Raw genomic sequence first — 18,800 nt, forward strand, 5'->3', positions numbered from 1 at the left:
CGCAGCCACGTACCATGGGGTGAGGCCGTGGCGTGCTGAGATGCCCGGCGGGCGCGCGTACCGGATGGACGCGTCGCCATCCACGATTCCGGGAGAAGCGCCGCCAGTATGCCCACCCGTCACGACATTCGTAACGTAGCCATCGTCGCCCACGTCGACCACGGAAAGACCACCCTCGTCGACGGCATGCTCAAGCAGGCCGGTTCGTTCGCCGAGCACGCCGCCGAGAAGCTCGACGACCGGATGATGGACTCCAACGACCTGGAGCGTGAGAAGGGCATCACGATCCTCGCCAAGAACACGGCGGTGAAGTATCACCCCAAGGACGGCGGGGACCCGATCACGATCAACATCATCGACACCCCCGGCCACGCCGACTTCGGTGGCGAGGTCGAGCGCGGTCTGTCGATGGTCGACGCGGTCGTCCTGCTGGTCGACGCCTCCGAGGGCCCGCTGCCGCAGACCCGCTTCGTGCTCCGCAAGGCCCTCGCGGCCCGGATGCCGGTCATCCTGTGCATCAACAAGACCGACCGTCCCGACTCCCGGATCGACGAGGTCGTCAACGAGACCTACGACCTGTTCCTGGACCTGGACGCGGACGAGGACCAGATCGAGTTCCCGATCGTCTACGCCTGCGCCCGTGACGGCGTCGCCTCGCTGACCAAGCCGGAGGACGGCACGGTCCCGAGCGACAGCACCAACCTGGAGCCGTTCTTCAGCACGCTGCTGGAGCACGTCCCGGCGCCCGAGTACGACGAGGCCGCCCCGCTGCAGGCGCACGTCACCAACCTCGACGCGGACAACTTCCTCGGCCGTATCGCGCTGCTCCGGGTCGAGCAGGGCGAGCTCCAGAAGGGGCAGACCGTCGCCTGGATCAAGCGCGACGGCACCACCTCCAGCGTCCGCATCACCGAACTGATGATGACCGAGGCGCTCACCCGCAAGCCCGCCGAGAAGGCCGGCCCGGGCGACATCTGCGCGGTCGCGGGTATCCCCGACATCATGATCGGCGAGACTCTGGCCGACCCGGAGAACCCGATCGCGCTGCCGCTGATCACGGTCGACGAGCCCGCGATCTCGATGACCATCGGCACCAACACCTCCCCGCTGGTCGGCCGCGGCGGCACCGGCAAGGGCGCGGACGCCAAGTCCGCGGTCAAGGACCGCAAGGTCACCGCCCGCCAGGTCAAGGACCGCCTGGAGCGCGAGCTGATCGGTAACGTCTCGCTGCGCGTGCTGGAGACCGAGCGCCCCGACGCCTGGGAGGTGCAGGGCCGCGGTGAGCTGGCGCTGGCCATCCTGGTCGAGCAGATGCGCCGCGAGGGCTTCGAGATGACCATCGGCAAGCCGCAGGTGGTCACCAAGCAGGTCGACGGCAAGACCTACGAGCCGATCGAGCGCATCACCATCGATGTGCCCGAGGAGCACATGGGCGCCGTCACCCAGCTCATGGGCACCCGCAAGGGCCGGATGGACAACATGTCCAACCACGGCTCCGGCTGGGTCCGCATGGAGTTCATCGTCCCCTCCCGCGGTCTGATCGGGTTCCGTACCGAGTTCCTGACCAACACCCGCGGCACCGGTATCGCGCACTCCATCCACGAGGGCCACGAGCCGTGGTTCGGCGAGCTGAAGACCCGTAACAACGGTTCGCTGGTCGCCGACCGCACCGGCGCGGTCACCGCCTTCGCGATGACCAACCTCCAGGAGCGCGGTGTCCTCTTCACCGACCCGGGCACCGAGGTGTACGAGGGCATGATCGTCGGCGAGAACTCCCGCGCCGACGACATGGACGTCAACATCACCAAGGAGAAGAAGCTCACCAACATGCGCTCCTCCTCGGCCGACTCCTTCGAGGCGATCGTCCCGCCGCGCAAGCTCTCCCTGGAGCAGTCCCTGGAGTTCTGCCGCGACGACGAGTGCGTCGAGGTCACCCCGGAGGCCGTGCGCATCCGCAAGGTCGTCCTGGACCAGAAGGAGCGCGGCCGCACGGCTTCCCGCGCGAAGCGCTAAGGACCGCGCCGAGCGGCAAGGACCGCGCCGAGCGGTCACGACGCCGCCGCCGGGTTTCCGGAACGCGCCGAAGGGGCGCCCCTCCACGTGAGGGGCGCCCCTTCGCCGTTGCTGTGGCGTCGTTTCGCGTCCTGGTGCGGAGGCCCGGTGCCGCTCGCCGGCGGCCCGTCCCGCCGGCCGGCGGCGTTGTCAGTGGTCGGCGGCAGACTGGGGGCATGACGCAGACGACGAGGATCGAAGCCGGTCGCGGGATCGCGACGCTGATCAATGTGTTCACCGTGCGGCCCGAGCGGCAGGCGGAACTGGTGGCGCTGCTGAGCCGCGCCACCGAGGAGACCATGCGGGATCGTCCCGGGTTCCTCTCGGCGAACCTCCACGCCAGTACGGACGGCGAACGGGTCGTCAACTATGCCCAGTGGGAGAGCGAGGCGCACTTCCGGGCGATGCTGGCCGATCCGGCGGCCCAGGAGCACATGACGCAGGCCGCCGCGCTGGCGGAGTCCTTCGACCCGCGGATATGCACGGTGGAAGCCGTCCACCACCCCTCGGGCGCCGCTTCCTGATCCACCCCCGCCGCCCCACCACCGCCGCGGGGGCGGCGGCGCGCGGCCGGGCCGATCGGGCATACGGGGGTTTTCTCGGGTCCGCGGAGCAGTGGCGGTCGCCGCCGAAGTGCGATACCTCCCGCTTTGCGATCTTATGTGGGCTGGGCACAGGCGTCCGGACCTGAGGAGGCATCATGCGGGGAGCCACCCTGGCGAAGTGGGCCCTGTGCGCCGTCGCCACCGGTCTGACGGCCACCGCGTGCGGGGGCGGCGGCGGGTCGAGCGCCGGAGTGGTCAGCGCCTCCTGGGGCGATCCGCAGAATCCACTGGAGCCCGCCAACACCAATGAGGTCCAGGGCGGCAAGGTCCTGGAAATGCTCTTCCGCGGCCTGAAGCGGTACAACCCGAAAACCGGCGCCGCGGAGAATGTGATCGCGGACCGCATCGAGACGACGGACTCCCGGCACTTCACCGTCACCCTGAAGGACGGCTGGACCTTCAGCAACGGCGAGAAGGTCACTGCCCGCTCCTTCGTGGACGCCTGGAATTACGGGGCGCTGCTGACCCACGAGCAGAAGAACGCGCCGTTCTTCCAGTACATCGACGGCTTCGCGAAGGTCCACCCCAACAGCGGGAGTCCCACGGCCAAGACGCTGTCGGGGCTGGTGGTGAAGGACGACAAGACCTTCACCGTGACGCTCAACCAGAAATTCTCCAGCTGGCCGGACACCCTGGGCTATTCGGCCTTCATGCCGCTGCCCCGGGCGTTCTACAAGGACCATTCCGGGTGGCTGCGCAAGCCCGTCGGCAACGGGCCGTACCGCGTGGACTCCTACGAGAAGGGGTCCGTGCTGCGGATGCGCAAATGGGGGAAGTACCCGGGGTCCGATCCGGCGCGGAACTCCGGCATCGATCTGCGGGTCTACACCGACAACAACACCGCCTACACCGATCTCCAGGCCGGCAACCTCGATCTCGTCGACGATGTGCCGGCCTCGCAGCTCAAGAGCGTGAAATCGGACCTCGGCAGCCGGTACATCAACCAGCCGGCCGGGATCATCCAGACGCTCACCTTCCCCATGTACGACAAGGCGTGGGGCGCGCCGGGCAAGGAGAAGGTCCGGCGCGGGCTGTCGATGGCGATCGACCGGGCCCAGATCACCCGGGAGATCTTCCAGCGGACGCGGACACCCGCCACGGACTGGACCTCACCGGTGCTGGGCGCGGACGGCGGCTACAAGGCGGGGCTCTGCGGCGAGGCCTGTGTGTTCAACCCCGGACGGGCCCGCCAGCTGATCAAGCAGGGCGGCGGACTGCCCGGCGGCCACATGACCGTCACGTACAACGCCGACACCGGCTCCCACAAGGACTGGATCGATGCCCTCTGCAACAGCATCAACACCTCGCTGGGCAGCGACAACGCCTGCACCGGGGCGCCGGTCGGGACCTTCGGCGACTTCCGGAACAAGATCGCGGCGAAGCGGATGAGCGGCCCCTTCCGGGCCGGCTGGCAGATGGACTACCCCCTGATCCAGAACTTCCTCCAGCCGCTCTACTACACCAACGGCTCCGCGAACGACGGGAAGTTCAGCAACCACGGCTTCGACACCCTGGTGGACAAGGCCAACGCGCAGACCGACACCGGTCAGGCCGTGGCGACCTTCCAGGACGCCGAGAAGGTCCTCGCCGCCCAGATGCCGTCCATCCCGCTCTGGTACCAGAACGGCAGCGGCGGCTACTCGGAACGGATCAGCAATGTCTCGCTGAACCCGTTCAGCGTGCCGGTCTACAACGAGATCAAGGTCAACTGACCGTGGTGTGAGGGAGGTGGACGCTTCATGGGACGGTATGTGATCCGGCGGCTGCTCCAGATGATCCCGGTGTTCATCGGCAGCACCTTCCTGATCTTCTTCATGGTCTACGCACTGGGCGACCCGGTGGCAGCCATGTTCGGCGAGCGCGCCCCCGACCCCGCCACCGCCGCGCAGATCCGCCGCGAGCTCTACCTCGACGCCCCGCTGTGGAAGCAGTACCTGCACTACATGGGGCAGATCTTCCAGGGGAACTTCGGCACCGCGTTCAACGGACAGTCGGTCACCGAGCTGATGGCCTCCGCCTTTCCCGTCACCCTGCGGCTGACGGTGGTCGCCATCGTGATCGAGATGGTGGTGGGCATCGTGCTGGGGGTCTTCAGCGGGCTGCGGCGCGGCCGCGGCATCGACACCTCGGTCCTGCTCCTCACCCTCGTCGTGGTCTCCATCCCGACCTTCGTCAGCGGCTATCTGCTGCAGTTCCTGTTCGGGGTGCAGTGGGGCTGGGCCGCGCCGTCGGTCTCCCCGGAGGTGCCGCTGAACGAACTCCTGCTGCCCGGGCTGGTGCTGGCGCTGGTCTCGCTCGCCTATGTGACCCGGCTGACCCGCACCTCGATCGCGGAGAACGTCCGCGCCGACTACGTCCGTACGGCCCTCGCCAAGGGCCTGCCGCGCCGCCGGGTCATCAGCCGCCATCTGCTGCGCAATTCGCTGATCCCGGTCGTCACCTTCATCGGCACCGACATCGGCGCCCTGATGGGCGGCGCGATCGTCACCGAGCGCATCTTCAACATCCACGGCGTGGGATACCAGCTCTACCAGGGCATCCTGCGGCAGAACTCGCCGACGGTCGTGGGCTTCGTGACGATCCTGGTGCTGGTCTTCCTCCTCGCGAACCTCCTCGTCGACCTGCTGTACGCCGTCCTCGACCCGAGGATCCGCTATGCCTGAGCCCTCAGTTCCCAAGGAAGCCATCGGCCACGGCGACGGCGGCTCCGCCGCGCTGGCCCTCGGCGAGGCGGAGTCGCTGGAGCGCCGTCCCGGCGCGGCCCCGCCCGGCGCCGGTCCGCCCGGCGGGGTGCCCGCCGGCAAACCCCGCAGCCTGTGGAGCGACGCCTGGCACGATCTGCGCCGCAACCCCGTCTTCGTGGTGTCCGCGCTGGTCATCGTCTTCCTGGTGCTCATCGCGATCTGGCCGCAGCTGATCGCCACCGGCAACCCCTACCGCGCCGACCTCGCCAAGGCGCAGCAGGGCTCCCAGCCCGGCCACCCCTTCGGCTTCGATACCCAGGGCCGGGACGTCTACACCCGGGTGGTCTACGGGGCCCGCGCCTCCATCACCGTCGGGGTCTGCGCCACGACCGGCGCGGCGCTCCTGGGCAGCCTGCTGGGCGGGCTGGCCGGCTTCTTCGGCGGCTGGTCTGACACCCTGCTGTCCCGGATCGCCGACATCTTCTTCGGCATCCCGGTGATCCTCGGCGGGCTGGTCTTCCTCTCGATGGTCGCGAGCACCACGGTCTGGCCGGTGGTCGGCTTCATCGTGCTGCTCGGCTGGCCGCAGGTCTCCCGGATCGCCCGCGGTTCGGTGGTCACCGCCAAGCAGAACGACTACGTCCAGGCCGCGCGGGCGCTGGGCGCCGGCAACGGGCGGATGCTGCTGCGGCACATCGCCCCGAACGCCGTCGCGCCGGTCATCGTCGTCGCCACCATCGCGCTCGGCACGTTCATCGCGCTGGAGGCGACGCTCTCCTACCTGGGCGCGGGGCTGAAGCCGCCCACCATCTCCTGGGGCATCGACATCTCCACCGCCTCCCCGTACATCCGCAGCGCGCCGCACATGCTGCTGTGGCCGGCGGGCGCGCTGAGCCTCACGGTGCTGGCGTTCATCATGCTCGGCGACGCGGTACGCGACGCCCTCGACCCCAAGTTGCGCTGAGGAGCGGGAAGATGACGCACCAGGAAGCCGCCCCGGAGCCCGCGGGCAGCGCGGCGGCCGTGGCCGAGCCGCCGCTGCTGGACGTCCGCGATCTGCGGGTGGAGTTCCGTACCCGCGACGGGGTGGCCAAGGCCGTCAACGGCGTCAGCTACCGCGTGGCACGGGGGCAGACGCTGGCGGTGCTGGGGGAGTCCGGCTCCGGCAAGTCCGTGACCGCACAGGCCGTGATGGGCATCCTCGACTCCCCGCCGGGGTTCGTCACCGGCGGCGAGGTGCTCTTCCAGGGGCGCGATCTGCTGACCCTGCGCCGGGAGGAGCGGCGCAGGATCCGCGGCGCGAAGATGGCGATGATCTTCCAGGACGCGCTGTCCTCGCTGAACCCGGTCCTCAGCGTCGGGGCCCAGCTCGGGGAGATGTTCCAGGTCCACGAGGGGATGTCCCGCAAGGAGGCGCGCGCTCGGGCCGTGGAGCTGATGGAGCGGGTCAAGATCCCCGCGGCCCGGGAGCGGGTCGGCGACTATCCGCACCAGTTCTCCGGGGGGATGCGCCAGCGGATCATGATCGCGATGGCGCTGGCCCTGGGCCCTGACCTGATCATCGCGGACGAGCCGACCACGGCGCTGGACGTCACCGTCCAGGCGCAGGTGATGGACCTGTTGGCGGAGCTGCAGCGCGAGCTGACCATGGGACTGATCCTGATCACCCACGACCTGGGGGTGGTCGCGGACGTCGCCGACACCATCGCGGTGATGTACGCGGGCCGGATCGTCGAGACCGCCCCCGTCCACCAGCTCTACAAGGCGCCCGCGCACCCCTACACCCGCGGGCTGCTGGACTCCATCCCGCGGCTGGACCAGAAGGGCCGCCGGCTGTACGCGATCAAGGGCATGCCGCCGAATCTGACGGCCATTCCGCCCGGCTGCCCCTTCCACCCCCGCTGCCCGCTGGTCCGGGACGTGTGCCGCACCGACCCGCCGCCGCTGTACGAGGCCGGACCCGGCCGGGCCAGCGCCTGCCACTTCTGGAAGGAGACTCTCGATGGCGCACGGTGACAGCGGGGAACCGGCCCCCGGGGACACCCCCGCTTCCGGCACTCCGGACCCCGGTACCCCGGCCCCCGCCACCCCGGCGGCAGACGTCCCCGAGCCGGTTCTGGAGGTCCGCGACCTCGCCAAGCACTTCCCGCTCACCCGGGGCATTCTGGTGCAGAAGCGGATCGGTGCGGTCCAGGCCGTCGACGGGGTCTCGTTCGACCTGCACCGGGGTGAAACCCTCGGCATCGTGGGCGAATCGGGGTGCGGCAAGTCCACCGTCGCCAAGCTGCTGGTCGGCCTCGAACGCCCCACGGCCGGCCGGATCCGCTACCGCGGCGAGGACATCAGCACCCTGTCCGGCCGGGCGCTGAAGGCGGTACGGCGCAACATCCAGATGGTCTTCCAGGACCCCTACACCTCCCTGAACCCCCGGATGACCGTCGGCGACATCATCGGCGAGCCCTACGAGATCCACCCCGAGGCGGCCCCCAAGGGCGAGCGCCGGCGGAAGGTCCAGGAACTCCTGGAAGTGGTCGGGCTCGACCCCGATTACGTCAACCGCTATCCGCACCAGTTCTCCGGCGGCCAGCGCCAGCGCATCGGGATCGCCCGCGGTCTGGCGCTGCGCCCGGAGATCATCGTCGCCGACGAGCCGGTCTCCGCGCTGGACGTCTCCGTGCAGTCCCAAGTGGTCAATCTGCTGGAGCAGTTGCAGGACGAGTTCGGGCTGTCGTACGTCTTCATCGCCCACGATCTGTCCGTCGTGCGGCACATCTGCGACCGCGTCGCGGTGATGTACCTGGGCCGGCTCGCCGAACTCGGCACCGACGAGCAGATCTACGAGCACCCGACCCACCCGTACACCCAGGCCCTGCTGTCCGCCGTGCCCGTGCCCGACCCGGAGGCCCGCGCCCACCGCGACCGCATCCTGCTCGCCGGCGACGTCCCCTCACCCGCGAAACCGCCCTCCGGCTGCCGCTTCCGCACCCGCTGCTGGAAGGCCCGGGACCGGTGCGCCGAGATCTCCCCGCCGCTGGAGGTCCCCCCGGAGTTCCGGCGCATGCCGGGGCCCGTACGGCACCCGTCGGCGTGCCACTTCGCGGAGGAGCGCACGGTGGTGCCGAGCGGGTAGCCCGGCGGCCGCCCCACGCGGCGCGGACCGGGCAACACACGGCGGAGCCCGCCTCCCCGTCGGGGGAAGCGGGCTCCGGCGGCGTACGGGCCCGGTCAGCCGGCGGTGCCGGTCTCCTCGGCGGGGCCGGCCGGTGCGATGTCCTCGATCGCGGCCAGCGCCGGGTCGAGGATGATGTCCTCGTCCCGCGCCGCGGTCGTGGGCTCCTCGGGGAAGTGGCATGCCGTCAGGTGGCCGCCGGCGTTGCCGCCGATCTGCACCAGCGGCGGCTCCTGGCTCGCGCACTTGTCCTGCGCCTTCCAGCAGCGCGTACGGAACCGGCAGCCGGAGGGCGGGTTGACGGGGGAGGGCACGTCACCGGCGAGCCGGATGCGCTCGCGGTCCTCCTCCTCGCTCTCCACCAGCTTGGCCTCGGGCACCGCGGAGAGCAGCGCGTGCGTGTACGGGTGCCGCGGCCGGTTGTAGATCTCGTCGCGGGAGCCGACCTCGACGATCTTGCCGAGGTACATCACCGCGACACGCTCGCTGAAGTGCCGCACGATCGCCAGGTCGTGGGCGATGAACAGGAACGCGATGCCCAGCTCGCGCTGGAGCTTTTGGAGCAGGTTGACGACCTGCGCCTGGATCGAGACGTCGAGCGCGGAGACCGGCTCGTCCGCGATGATCAGCTTCGGCTCCAGGGCGAGCGCGCGGGCCACCCCGATGCGCTGGCGCTGACCGCCGGAGAACTCGTGCGGGAAGCGGTTGTAGTGCTCCGGGTTGAGGCCCACGGTCTCCAGGAGCTCGCGGATCCGCTTCTCCCGGCCGCCGGGCGGGTTGATCCCGTTGATCTCCATCGGGCCGCCGATGATGGTGCCCACCGTCTGCCGCGGGTTCAGCGAGGCGTACGGGTCCTGGAAGATCATCTGGATCTCGGAGCGGACCGGCGCCAGCTCCTTGCGGCCCGCGTGCGTGATGTCCTGGCCCGCGTACGTGATCTTGCCGGAGGTCGGCTCCATCAGGCGGGTCAGCAGCCGGCCGGTGGTGGACTTGCCGCAGCCCGACTCACCGACCAGGCCGAAGCTCTCGCCGGCGTGCACGGTCAGGTCGACGCCGTCGACCGCCTGCACCGCGCCGACCTTCCGCTTGAACGGAAAGCCGCCGTAGATCGGGAAGTGCTTGGTCAGGCCCTCGGCGGTGAGCAGCGGCTCGCCCGGCGTGGGCGCGGCGCCGCGCGGCGCCGGGAGGGTGACGTTGTCTGTCATGGTGGTCGCTCCCTAGCCCAGCCGGGGCTTGATCTGCTCGGTGAAGAGGGTCTGCTTCTGCTCGGCGCTCAGGTGGCACGCGGCGGCGCGCCCGGCCTCCAGCAGCGGCCGCTCGTCGGTGCAACGCGCCCCGCCGACCTCGGCGGTGAAGCCGCAGCGCGGGTGGAAGGCGCAGCCCGAGGGCGGGGTGAGCAGGCTCGGCGGGGAACCCGGGATCGGGTGCAGCGCCTCGCTGACGTCCGAGGACAGCCGCGGCATCGAGCTGAGCAGGCCCCAGGTGTAGGGGTGGCGGGGCTGGGTGAGGATCTCCTTGACCGAGCCCCGCTCCACGGCCCGGCCCGCGTACATCACCAGCAGCTTGTCCGCCGTGTTGGCGACCACGCCGAGGTCGTGGGTGATCAGGATGATCGCGGAGCCGAACTCCTGCTGCAGGTCCTTGAGCAGGTCGAGGATCTGCGCCTGGACGGTGACGTCCAGCGCGGTGGTCGGCTCGTCGGCGATCAGCAGCTGGGGGTTGCAGACCAGCGCCATGGCGATCATCGCGCGCTGGCGCATGCCGCCGGAGAACTGGTGCGGGTAGTCGTCCACCCGCAGGCTCGGCTGCGGGATGCCGACCTTGGTCAGCATCTCGATGGCGCGCTGGCGGCCCTCGCGCTTGCTCGCGCCGGTGTGCTTCATGAACGGCTCGGCGATCTGCCGGCCGACCGTGTAGTACGGCGACAGGGCGGTCAGCGCGTCCTGGAAGATCATCGCCATCTTGTTGCCGCGGAGCTTTTCCAGGGTCTTCTCGCGGGCCCCGGTCAGCTCGTCCCCGTCCAGGACGATCTCGCCGCCGATCTCGGTGGCCTTCGGGTTGTGCAGCCCCAGGATCGCGAGGTTGGTCACCGACTTGCCGGAGCCCGATTCACCGACGATGCCGAGCGTCTCGCCGCGTTCCAGGTCGAAGGAGAGACCGTCGACCGCCTTGACGATGCCGTCCTCGGTGGAGAACCGCACCTGCAGGTCGCGGACGGACAGGAAGGGGTCGGACCCGGCCGGCACCGCGGTGCCTTCGGTCTTGGTGAGTGTGGTCACTTCAGGCTCTCCTAGGACAGGCGCACGCGCGGGTCGATGAAGGCGTACGTCGCATCCACGATGATGTTGAACACCAGGATCAGGGCGGCGCTGAAGATCAGCACGCCCATGACCATGGGCAGATCGAGGGTGGTGACGGAGTCGATCGCCAGGCGGCCGATGCCGGCCAGCTGGAAGGTGAACTCGGTGATCATCGCGCCGCCGAACAGCGAGCTGAGGTCCATGCCGAGGATGGTCACGATCGGGATCAGCGACCCGCGCCAGGCGTAGCGCAGGAAGACGTACGAGCTGGACATGCCCTTGGCCTTGGCCGTCCGGACGTGTTCCTCCTGCAGCTGCTCGATCATCGTCGAGCGGGACATACGGGTGTACTGCGCGGTGAAGATCGTCGACATCACGAGCCAGGGGAGCAGCAAGCCCATGAACCAGCCCGCGGGGTCCGAGGTGAAGTCCACGTACTTGGGGGACTCCATGATGCCGCTGTAGACGAACAGGCCGAGCGCGATCGGACCGAGGATGTAGATCTGCGCCGAACTCAGCACCATCGAGACCGAGGTGAGGACCTTGTCCAGGGCCGAGCCGCGCTTGTAGGCGGCCAGCAGGCCGGTGCCCAGGCCCACGGTCAGGAACACCGCGGCGCCGCCGATGGCCAGCGAGGCGGTGGTGGGCAGGCGGTCCATCATCGTCGACCAGACGTCCTGCTTGGTCGCGAAGGAGTAGCCGAAGCACGGGGCGCTGCAGTGGCCGATGGAGTAGTCGCGGCCGGAGAAGATGCCGACGAGGAAGTCCCAGAACTGGGTCGTCAGGGGCTTGTCGAGGCCGAGGTTCTGGTGGATCAGCGCGATGTTGTCCGCGGTGCAGTTCTTGCCGCAGGACATCGCGGCCGGGTCACCGGCACCGAAGAACACGAAGAAGGTGAAGGCACTGAGCAGAACAAGGATGACAACAGCGCCGAACGTCCGGCGAAGTAGGAATTGAAGCATGGCAGTTCGCTGCTCTCAGGACGGCGGCGGCAGTGGGTGTGAGGGGTGGCTGGGAAGGCCCCGGAGGGCGCGCGTTCCGCCGTGTGCGCGCTCTCCGGAGTACCTTCGTCAGACGAGGTGGTGCGCTCTCGTCACTTCTTGAGGAACAGCGTGTTCGGGTCGATGTAGCTGACGTCCTCGTTGTAGCGGGCGCCGCCGATGTTCGAGCCGTACAGCTGGAGCATCTTGGTGTAGAAGACCGGCGCGGCCGGGTTGACCTTCTCCACGATGTACTGGTGCAGCTTCTGCCACTCGGCGGTGGCCTTGGCCACGTCCGTGATCTTGGTGATGCGGGCGATCTCGGCGTTCACGTGCTTGTCGTTGATGTGCGAGTAGTTCGACGAGCCGTCCTGGATGGTGGTGCCGTCGTAGGACGGCGGGATGACGGTCGAGGCGTCCGCCCAGTCCTGGCCCCAGCCGGTCATGTAGATGTCGAAGCCGTTCTTGACCTTGCCCATCTGCTCGTACCAGGAGGCGGCGTCGACCTCCTTCTTCTGCACGTTGAAGCCGGCCTTGGTCAGCGCGTCCTCGATGACGACGGCTTCCTTCTGGCGCACCTCGGTGTTGGAGTAGGCGTAGACCAGCTTCATGCCGGTCTTGCCGGCCTCCTTGAGGAGCTTCTTGGCCTTCTCCGGCTCACCGTTGGGGTGCGAGATCTTGCCGTAGGGGTCGTAGCCCTTCTTGTAGCCCGCGACGGTCGGGGCGAGCAGACCGCCCGCGATCTCGCCGCCGTAGCTGCCGCCGTTGACCCGGACGATCTGCTGGTTCGGCAGGGCGTAGGTGATCGCGTCGCGGATCTTCTTGTCCTTGATGCGGTCCATGTTGAAGTTCATCTGCCAGACGTAGGGCTGGTAGCCCTGGATCAGGCGCTTGCTGGCGTCGGCGTTGTCCAGCACGTTCTTGGTCAGCGTCGGGTCGACCGCGTTGGTGAAGCTGATCGCGTTCTTGGCCTCACCCTGGTCGGCCATCAGGCGCTTGGTGGAGTCCGAGGCCTGGTGGTTGAAGGTGATGTTGTACCCGTCGGGGTACTGGTGGCGCATCGGGTCCGTCTTCGGGTCCCAGTTCTTGTTCCGGACCAGCTGCATGGCCTTGCCGGACTTGAACGAGGCGATCTTGTACGGACCGGAGGACACCGGGGCGACGTCGTAGGCGTCCTTGGTGTCCTTCGCGCTGTCCGGGACGGCGCTGTAGCCCGGCATTGTCAGCGCGTAGGGCAGCTGCGAGTTCGGCTGCTTGAAGTGGAAGATGATGGTCTTCGCGTCCGGGGTGTCCAGCACGTTCTTGGGCAGGTGGTCGCCCTTGTACGGACCGTCCGGCAGCGCCTTGCGGTAGGTGGTGCCGCCGCCCGACAGCCACTGCTGCACGTAGGTCGGACCGTCGGTGATGAACTTGGCGTACAGCCGCTCGATGCTGTGGCGGATGTCCTTCGAGGTGATCGGCGTGCCGTCCTCGAACTTGATGCCGTCCTTGAGCGTGTACTTCCAGGTCTTGCCGCCGTCGGACATCTGGCCGGCGTCGGTGGCGAGGTCGCCCACGACCTTGGCGTTGCCCTTGTCGTCCTGCTTGAAGCTGGTCAGGCCGCGGAAGATCAGCTGCGACAGCGCCTTCATGTCGCTGACGTACATCTGGCCCGGGTCCAGGTGGTTGTAGCTGTCACGCTGGTAGACCCGGATGGTGCCACCGGAGTGGGCGCCCTTGACGGCGACGGCCGGGCCGACGGAGTCGGAGGCGGTGCCCATCGGGATCGCCTTGGCCTGGGACGCGGCGTCCGCGTCGGTCTGCGACTTGTCCTTGTTGGAGCCGCTGCCGCCGCTGCAACCGGTGAGCGCGAGCGATCCGGCCGCGAGGGCCACTATCGCCGCGCGTGCTCTGCGCGTAGAAAGTGCGTTCATGGGATTCCAAGCACCTGCCTGTCAGTTGGTGACGAGATGTGCTGTCTGACGCATCCCGGGCAGGCCCGGCAGGGGTGACAGCAAGCCCCCCTTCAAGTGGACGATCAGCGCCCGGACTTGGGATCGAAGGCGTCGCGTACCGAGTCTCCGAGGAGGTTGAAGCACAGCACGAAGATCAGCATGGCTACGGCGGGGAAGAGCAAGAAGGTGGGGTCGTTCTCGTAGTAGTGCGCGCCCGCCTGGAAGAGGCGGCCCCAGTCGGGGGTCGGCTCCACGATGCCGACGCCCAGGAAGGACAGTCCCGCCTCGGAGGTCACGAACAGGGGCAGCATGTAGGTGCTCTGCACCAGCACCGGGGTGACGACGTTCGGCAGCAGCTCCTTGCGGATGATCCGCCAGGGCGAGGCGCCGGTGATCTTGGCCGCCTCGACGAACTCTCGCTCGCGCAGAGAGAGCACCTGACCACGCAGCAGGCGCGCCAGACCCATCCAGCCCAGGAACCACTGGACGATGATCAGGGCGCAGACCCGCACATAGGTGGGCGTCTCGTCGCTGGGCGGCACGAAGAGCGCCACCACGACCGGCATGAACGCCACGAACGTCAGCTGGCTGGGGAACGCCAGCAGGAAGTCGATCAACCGGCTGAGGAAGTAGTCGGTGCGGCCGCCGACGTAGCCGGCCGTGACGCCGATCAGGATGCCGGTGATCACGGTCAGCAGGGTCACCGCGACGGAGATGCCCAGCGACATCCGCATGCCGTAGACGAGCTGCATGAACACATCGCGGCCCAGGGACGGCTCGACACCGAACCAGTGGGCGGGGGAGATGCCGCCGTTGGCGCCGGAGGGGTAGCCGAACTCGTCGAGGAGGTTGGGGTCGTTGTTCCCGTAGAGCGTGTACGGGTCCTTGCCGTACACCGCGCTGATCACGGGGGCCAGCGCCGCGATGAGGAAGAAGGCCACCACGACGATCGCGCAGATCACTCCCGTGCGGTCGCGCTTGAAGCGCATCCACATCAATTGGCCGGGGGAACGGCCGACGAGCTCACCGCCCTTGCCCTTCTTTTCCTTCTTCAGACCTTCGGGCCCAAGTCCTGGGGTATCGGACTCTGCAGCCGCGGTCTGGGATGGACTAGTCATCGCGAAGTGCCCCCGCGCCGAGTTCTCTTGGAACGTGAAGCGGCACCGATTCGCACCGCTGGATGAGCGGACTTTCGCAAGTTATTTACGGCGGAGTCAAGGGGATCGGGTGTGCTCATGCGCAGGTCGTCTGCTTCTTGAGCGAAGATTGCGCATATCGACGCCCGGGCGTGCTTGACAGCTGGGCGCCATGTGCGGCATGAGTGGACATATCGGATCAAACCGCTTTAACATGCTGGCAACTTCCCTGTCGCAACTCCGATATACGGACGCGCCATGATGAACAACGTACGGCCGTGCGGGTGCCGTAGACCGGCCGGGACGCCAGGTGGCGTCCCGGCCGGTCGTCGTTTGTGCGGGTTTTGTCCGTTGCTCCATTCGGGTCGGTTGTCCCCGCGCCGGGACTGCAGTAGACCTGCGGTGGACACCCCCGCCGCGGGGGTGCCGTGACGAACCGAGAACACGACGTGGACAGGGGGCAGGCCGTGTCCACAGTGCGGGACGGCGTTCTCACCCGTGGTGCACGCGGCGCCGGCGCCCTGGTCTGCCTGCTGCTCGCGCTGCTCGCCGCGGGATGGATCATCCGGGATCTGGCCGTCGCCGAGCACCCCGTGGATGTGGGGTGGGCCTGGCTGGGCGAGACCCGCAGGCCACGGGAGTTCACCGCTTGGGCCACCTCCGCGCTCGACCCGCTGCTGCTGCTCGGCGCGCTCGTCGCCGCGGTGGCCCAGGTGCGCCGGGCGGTCCCCTCGTCCGTGGCCGCGGGGGCGCTGCTCTCCCTGGCGGCCGCCGTCGCGCTGCTGCGGATCCCGCTGGTGTGGGTGCTGGACGCGGGCTGGCTCCAGGGACTGGACAGCCGGCTCACCCTGTGGGCACGGCTGACCGTCTACGCCCAACTCGCCCTGGCGGCCGTGCTGATCATGATCGTGGCGGCCGGTCGGCGGCGGCCGGACGCCAGGGCGGGGCGGCACACGGCGGGCGGCGCACCCGGGCCGGCCGGGGCGGCGGCAGGGGTCTACGGCGTGGTCCGGGCGGTGCCCTCGGGCATCGCCGCCGGCCGCCCCGGCAGCCCGTACCGGGGGTCGGCCGCCACCACCGGCGTCCTCCTGGCCGCCGCCGGACTCGTCCTCGCCGGCTGGGAGATCCACTGGTGCCGGCAGCTCGGCTGGTCCCTCTACCGCAAGGGACTGCTGGGGGACGCCTCCGTCTTCCGCGCCCTGCTCCAGCCCCCGGTGCACTGGCAGGGGGCGGCGCTCGCCGTGCTGGCCCTGGCGGCCGCGGGCGCGGCGCTGTGCCGCGCCCCCTGGAGCCGGCCCGCCGCGCTGACGGCCGCGGCGCTGCTGCTGGCGTACGGCGCCGTGGCGCTCGTCCATGCCGTCCGCACCGGGGAGTTCGGCCGCCTGGCCGGGCTGTCCGTGCACGCGCAACTGGGGGTGGGTACCGTCGTGCTCGTCTCGGCCGGGGGCCTCGCCGCGCTGTGCGCCGCGGCCCGGCCCGGCCTGCCGGACACCGCCCGGGACGCCGGGGCCGTAAGGGCCTACGGCTCCGCCCCGGGCGAGCTGCGGCCGCCGCACGCCCCGCCCCCGCCGTCGACGCTCCCGCCCGGCTGGTGACCCGCCTCCCGGCTCCCGCCGCACGGCGGGAGCCGGGAGCCGGCTCAGACCGACATCCCCAACGACCGCTTGAGGAAGTCGACTTGGAGCAGGAGCAGATTTTCGGCCACCTGCTCCTGCGAGGCCATGTGGGTCACCCCGGTCAGCGGCAGCATCTCGTGCGGCCGGCCCGCGGCCAGCAGCGCCGCGGACAGCCGCAGCGCGTGGGCCACGACCACGTTGTCGTCCGCGAGGCCGTGCACGATCAGCATCGGGCGGTGCGGCTCCACGGCGCCGACCAGGCCCTCGTCCGTGACCAGCGAGTTCGCCGCGTAGACCGCCGGCTCCTCGTCCGGGTGGCCCAGATACCGCTCCTGGTAGTGGGTGTCGTACAGCCGCAGATCGGTCACCGGCGCGCCCACCACCGCCGCGTGGAAGACATCGGGCCGGCGCAGCGCCGCCAGCCCCGCGAGATAGCCGCCGAAGGACCAGCCGCGGATCGCCACCCGCGCCAGATCGAGGGGGAAGGATCCGGCCAGCGCGTGCAGGGCGTGGACCTGGTCGGCCAGGGCGACGTCCGCGAGATCGCGGAACATCGCCTTCTCCCACGCGGGGGAGCGGCCCGGGGTGCCCCGGCCGTCCGCGACGATCACCGCGAACCCCTGGTCGGCGAACCACTGCGAGGTCAGATACGCGTGGTGCGCGGCGACCACCCGCTGGCCGTGCGGACCGCCGTAGGGGTCCATCAGCACCGGAAGCGGTCCCTGCTCCTCCGTATATCCGGTGGGCAGCAGCACCGCGCACGGAATCTCCCGCTCCCCGGCCGTGACCAGCCGGGGCCGGGCGGTCAGCACCGGCTCCTCGGCGCAGGAGCCGATCGTGGCGAGACTCTTCTCCCCGCCGTCCGGATCCAGCCGCACCACCTCCACCCGGGTGCCGGGCCACTCCAGCGACGTCTGGGACAGCACGGTCAGCGCCCCGCCGCGCACCGCGGAGGACACCGTCGGATGCGGCCGGGCGCCCACCCGCTCCCAGCCGCCCTGGTCGCCGCTGCCGCGGAACCAGGCGCGGTAGACCCCGATGTCGTGCATGTCGGCGCCGCTCGCGGAGAACAGGACGTCGTCCTCGCCGATGTCCAGGACGGCCCGGACGTGCAGCGGCGCCCCGGTCAGCGGGCGGGCGCCGACGAACAGCTTGCGCGCGCCGCCCTCGTCGGCGATCCGCACCAGCCGGCCGTCCGGCGTCCAGGCCGGCACCCCGGGGAACGGCTCGACCCAGGACTCGTCCTCGTCGTCGTGCACCGTCCGGGTCTCGCCGGTCGTGGTGTCGACGGTCAGATAGCGCTGGTCGCGCTGGTCGCGGGCCTGGACGAGCAGCAGCGGCGGCCCGGCGGCGGACCAGTGGACGCGCGCGAGATAGGGGTAGCGCCCGGTGTCCCAGAGGACGTCGGTGCGCGTGCCGTCCAGCCCCAGGAGCGTCAGGGTGACCCCGGCGTTGTCGGTCCCGGCCGCCGGGTACGCGATCCGGGTGGGTTCCTGGTCCGGGTGGGCGGGGTCGGAGATCCACCAGCGCCGCACGGGCGCCTCGTCGACCCGCGCGGCCAGCACCGCGTCGCTGTCCGGCGACCACCAGAAGCCGCGGTAGCGGCCCATCTCCTCGGCCGCGATGAACTCCGCGAGCCCCCAGGTCACCTCGGGCCCGTCGGGCTCCGCCAGCACCCGGTCCGCCGCCCCGGGGGCTGCCGCGCCGCCGGTGTCGCCGGCGTCCGAGGTCGTGGCTCCGTCCACGGCTACCACCCGCAGCCGGCCGTCCGCGACGAAGGCCACCCAGCGGCCGTCCGGCGACGGGCGGGGGTCCACCACCGGCCCCTCGACCGGGAGTTCGCGGGTGGTGCCGGCCCGCAGCTCGGAGACGAACAGCCGGCCGGACAGGGTGAACGCGGCCAACTCGACGGCGGCGTCCGTGGCGTAGCCGACGATGCCCGCCGAACTCTCCCGGCTGCGCTCGCGACGGGCCCGCTCCTGGGGCGGCAACCGCTCCTCGCCGCCGGCCAGCAGGGCGTCGGGGTCGGCGGCCGTGAACTCCCTTCCCTGCTCCAGGTCGAGCACCCACAACCGCTGCCGGCGGTCGGTGCCCGAGGGGGAGCGCAGGAAGACGGCGCGTGCACCGTCGGGGGAGAGCGTGAAGCCGCGCGGGGCGCCCAGAGTGAAGCGCTGCGTACGGGCGTATTGCCGCGGGAACGAAGGCTGTCCGGTCATGGTGGTGAGCCTACGGGCTCACCGCGGTCGCGCTCGTGAAGATCATGTGCGCCCCCGCTCTGCTTCCGTGCTCCGATTTATGCGCTAGCGCGGAAAGTTATGATCCCT

The 18,800-nt window shown here is 69.9% G+C and carries 14 protein-coding genes; 8 read left to right on the top strand and 6 right to left on the bottom strand.

Annotated elements, in window-relative coordinates; all coding sequences use genetic code 11:
* The first annotated feature begins 108 nt into the window (after window positions 1–108).
* The 7 genes from typA (at window position 109) to ACQP17_RS23610 (ending at window position 8,471) form a co-directional block, all read left to right on the top strand.
* Entirely contained in the window at window positions 109–2,013 is a 1,905-nt protein-coding gene (gene typA / locus ACQP17_RS23580) for a translational GTPase TypA (RefSeq protein WP_433858071.1), read from the top strand.
* A 215-nt stretch (window positions 2,014–2,228) separates the two neighbouring features.
* The gene (locus tag ACQP17_RS23585; protein ID WP_433858072.1) at window positions 2,229–2,576 is read left to right on the top strand and encodes a putative quinol monooxygenase; all 348 of its coding nucleotides are present in this window, start codon (window positions 2,229–2,231) and stop codon (window positions 2,574–2,576) included.
* Window positions 2,577–2,752: 176 nt separating this feature from the next.
* On the top strand, window positions 2,753–4,369 hold the full coding sequence (locus tag ACQP17_RS23590) for a peptide ABC transporter substrate-binding protein (protein ID WP_433858073.1): 1,617 nt from the start codon (window positions 2,753–2,755) through the stop codon (window positions 4,367–4,369).
* 27 nt (window positions 4,370–4,396) lie between these two features.
* On the top strand, window positions 4,397–5,320 hold the full coding sequence (locus ACQP17_RS23595; RefSeq protein ID WP_433858074.1) for an ABC transporter permease: 924 nt from the start codon (window positions 4,397–4,399) through the stop codon (window positions 5,318–5,320).
* Window positions 5,313–6,305, top strand: a complete 993-nt coding sequence (locus ACQP17_RS23600) for an ABC transporter permease (RefSeq protein ID WP_364875094.1) — start codon at window positions 5,313–5,315, stop codon at window positions 6,303–6,305. The genes ACQP17_RS23595 and ACQP17_RS23600 overlap by 8 nt, the downstream gene beginning before the upstream one ends.
* An 11-nt stretch (window positions 6,306–6,316) precedes the next feature.
* Window positions 6,317–7,357, top strand: coding sequence for an ABC transporter ATP-binding protein (locus ACQP17_RS23605; RefSeq protein ID WP_433858075.1), 1,041 nt, complete (start codon window positions 6,317–6,319; stop codon window positions 7,355–7,357).
* Entirely contained in the window at window positions 7,344–8,471 is a 1,128-nt protein-coding gene (locus ACQP17_RS23610; protein WP_433858076.1) for an ABC transporter ATP-binding protein, read from the top strand. The genes ACQP17_RS23605 and ACQP17_RS23610 overlap by 14 nt, the downstream gene beginning before the upstream one ends.
* A 95-nt stretch (window positions 8,472–8,566) precedes the next feature.
* Here ACQP17_RS23610 and ACQP17_RS23615 read toward each other — a convergent pair whose 3' ends face one another.
* The 5 genes from ACQP17_RS23615 to ACQP17_RS23635 all read right to left on the bottom strand — a co-directional run bounded on the left by ACQP17_RS23615 (window position 8,567) and on the right by ACQP17_RS23635 (window position 14,842).
* On the bottom strand, window positions 8,567–9,715 hold the full coding sequence (locus ACQP17_RS23615) for an ABC transporter ATP-binding protein (RefSeq protein ID WP_433858077.1): 1,149 nt from the start codon (window positions 9,713–9,715) through the stop codon (window positions 8,567–8,569).
* Window positions 9,716–9,727: 12 nt separating this feature from the next.
* Window positions 9,728–10,789, bottom strand: coding sequence for an ABC transporter ATP-binding protein (locus ACQP17_RS23620; RefSeq protein ID WP_189097340.1), 1,062 nt, complete (start codon window positions 10,787–10,789; stop codon window positions 9,728–9,730).
* A gap of 11 nt (window positions 10,790–10,800) precedes the next feature.
* A complete protein-coding gene (locus ACQP17_RS23625; protein WP_433858078.1) occupies window positions 10,801–11,772 on the bottom strand; it encodes an ABC transporter permease in 972 nt (323 codons plus the stop codon).
* A 131-nt stretch (window positions 11,773–11,903) separates the two neighbouring features.
* A complete protein-coding gene (locus ACQP17_RS23630) occupies window positions 11,904–13,703 on the bottom strand; it encodes an ABC transporter substrate-binding protein (protein ID WP_433858079.1) in 1,800 nt (599 codons plus the stop codon).
* A gap of 104 nt (window positions 13,704–13,807) precedes the next feature.
* The gene (locus ACQP17_RS23635) at window positions 13,808–14,842 is read right to left on the bottom strand and encodes an ABC transporter permease (protein ID WP_433858080.1); all 1,035 of its coding nucleotides are present in this window, start codon (window positions 14,840–14,842) and stop codon (window positions 13,808–13,810) included.
* Window positions 14,843–15,327: 485 nt separating this feature from the next.
* Between ACQP17_RS23635 and ACQP17_RS23640 the strand changes: the two genes are divergently transcribed.
* Complete coding sequence (locus tag ACQP17_RS23640) at window positions 15,328–16,455, top strand: hypothetical protein (protein WP_433858081.1); 1,128 nt, start codon at window positions 15,328–15,330, stop codon at window positions 16,453–16,455.
* A gap of 44 nt (window positions 16,456–16,499) precedes the next feature.
* Here the strand turns inward: ACQP17_RS23640 and ACQP17_RS23645 are convergent, their stop codons facing one another.
* Window positions 16,500–18,692 carry a prolyl oligopeptidase family serine peptidase gene (locus ACQP17_RS23645; RefSeq protein WP_433858082.1) on the bottom strand — a complete coding sequence of 731 codons (2,193 nt, stop codon included), beginning with the start codon at window positions 18,690–18,692 and terminating at the stop codon, window positions 16,500–16,502.
* Window positions 18,693–18,800 lie beyond the last annotated feature (108 nt).

Source organism: Streptomyces kronopolitis, from assembly GCF_050953795.1.
GTDB classification, from domain to species: domain Bacteria; phylum Actinomycetota; class Actinomycetes; order Streptomycetales; family Streptomycetaceae; genus Streptomyces; species Streptomyces kronopolitis_A.

Coding starts and splice junctions, on each gene's coding strand:
- typA (WP_433858071.1), top strand. CDS start 109: ATGCCCACCCGTCACGACATTCGTAACGTAGCCATCGTCGCCCACGTC.
- ACQP17_RS23585 (WP_433858072.1), top strand. CDS start 2,229: ATGACGCAGACGACGAGGATCGAAGCCGGTCGCGGGATCGCGACGCTG.
- ACQP17_RS23590 (WP_433858073.1), top strand. CDS start 2,753: ATGCGGGGAGCCACCCTGGCGAAGTGGGCCCTGTGCGCCGTCGCCACC.
- ACQP17_RS23595 (WP_433858074.1), top strand. CDS start 4,397: ATGGGACGGTATGTGATCCGGCGGCTGCTCCAGATGATCCCGGTGTTC.
- ACQP17_RS23600 (WP_364875094.1), top strand. CDS start 5,313: ATGCCTGAGCCCTCAGTTCCCAAGGAAGCCATCGGCCACGGCGACGGC.
- ACQP17_RS23605 (WP_433858075.1), top strand. CDS start 6,317: ATGACGCACCAGGAAGCCGCCCCGGAGCCCGCGGGCAGCGCGGCGGCC.
- ACQP17_RS23610 (WP_433858076.1), top strand. CDS start 7,344: ATGGCGCACGGTGACAGCGGGGAACCGGCCCCCGGGGACACCCCCGCT.
- ACQP17_RS23615 (WP_433858077.1), bottom strand. CDS start 9,715: ATGACAGACAACGTCACCCTCCCGGCGCCGCGCGGCGCCGCGCCCACG.
- ACQP17_RS23625 (WP_433858078.1), bottom strand. CDS start 11,772: ATGCTTCAATTCCTACTTCGCCGGACGTTCGGCGCTGTTGTCATCCTT.
- ACQP17_RS23630 (WP_433858079.1), bottom strand. CDS start 13,703: ATGAACGCACTTTCTACGCGCAGAGCACGCGCGGCGATAGTGGCCCTC.
- ACQP17_RS23635 (WP_433858080.1), bottom strand. CDS start 14,842: ATGACTAGTCCATCCCAGACCGCGGCTGCAGAGTCCGATACCCCAGGA.
- ACQP17_RS23645 (WP_433858082.1), bottom strand. CDS start 18,692: ATGACCGGACAGCCTTCGTTCCCGCGGCAATACGCCCGTACGCAGCGC.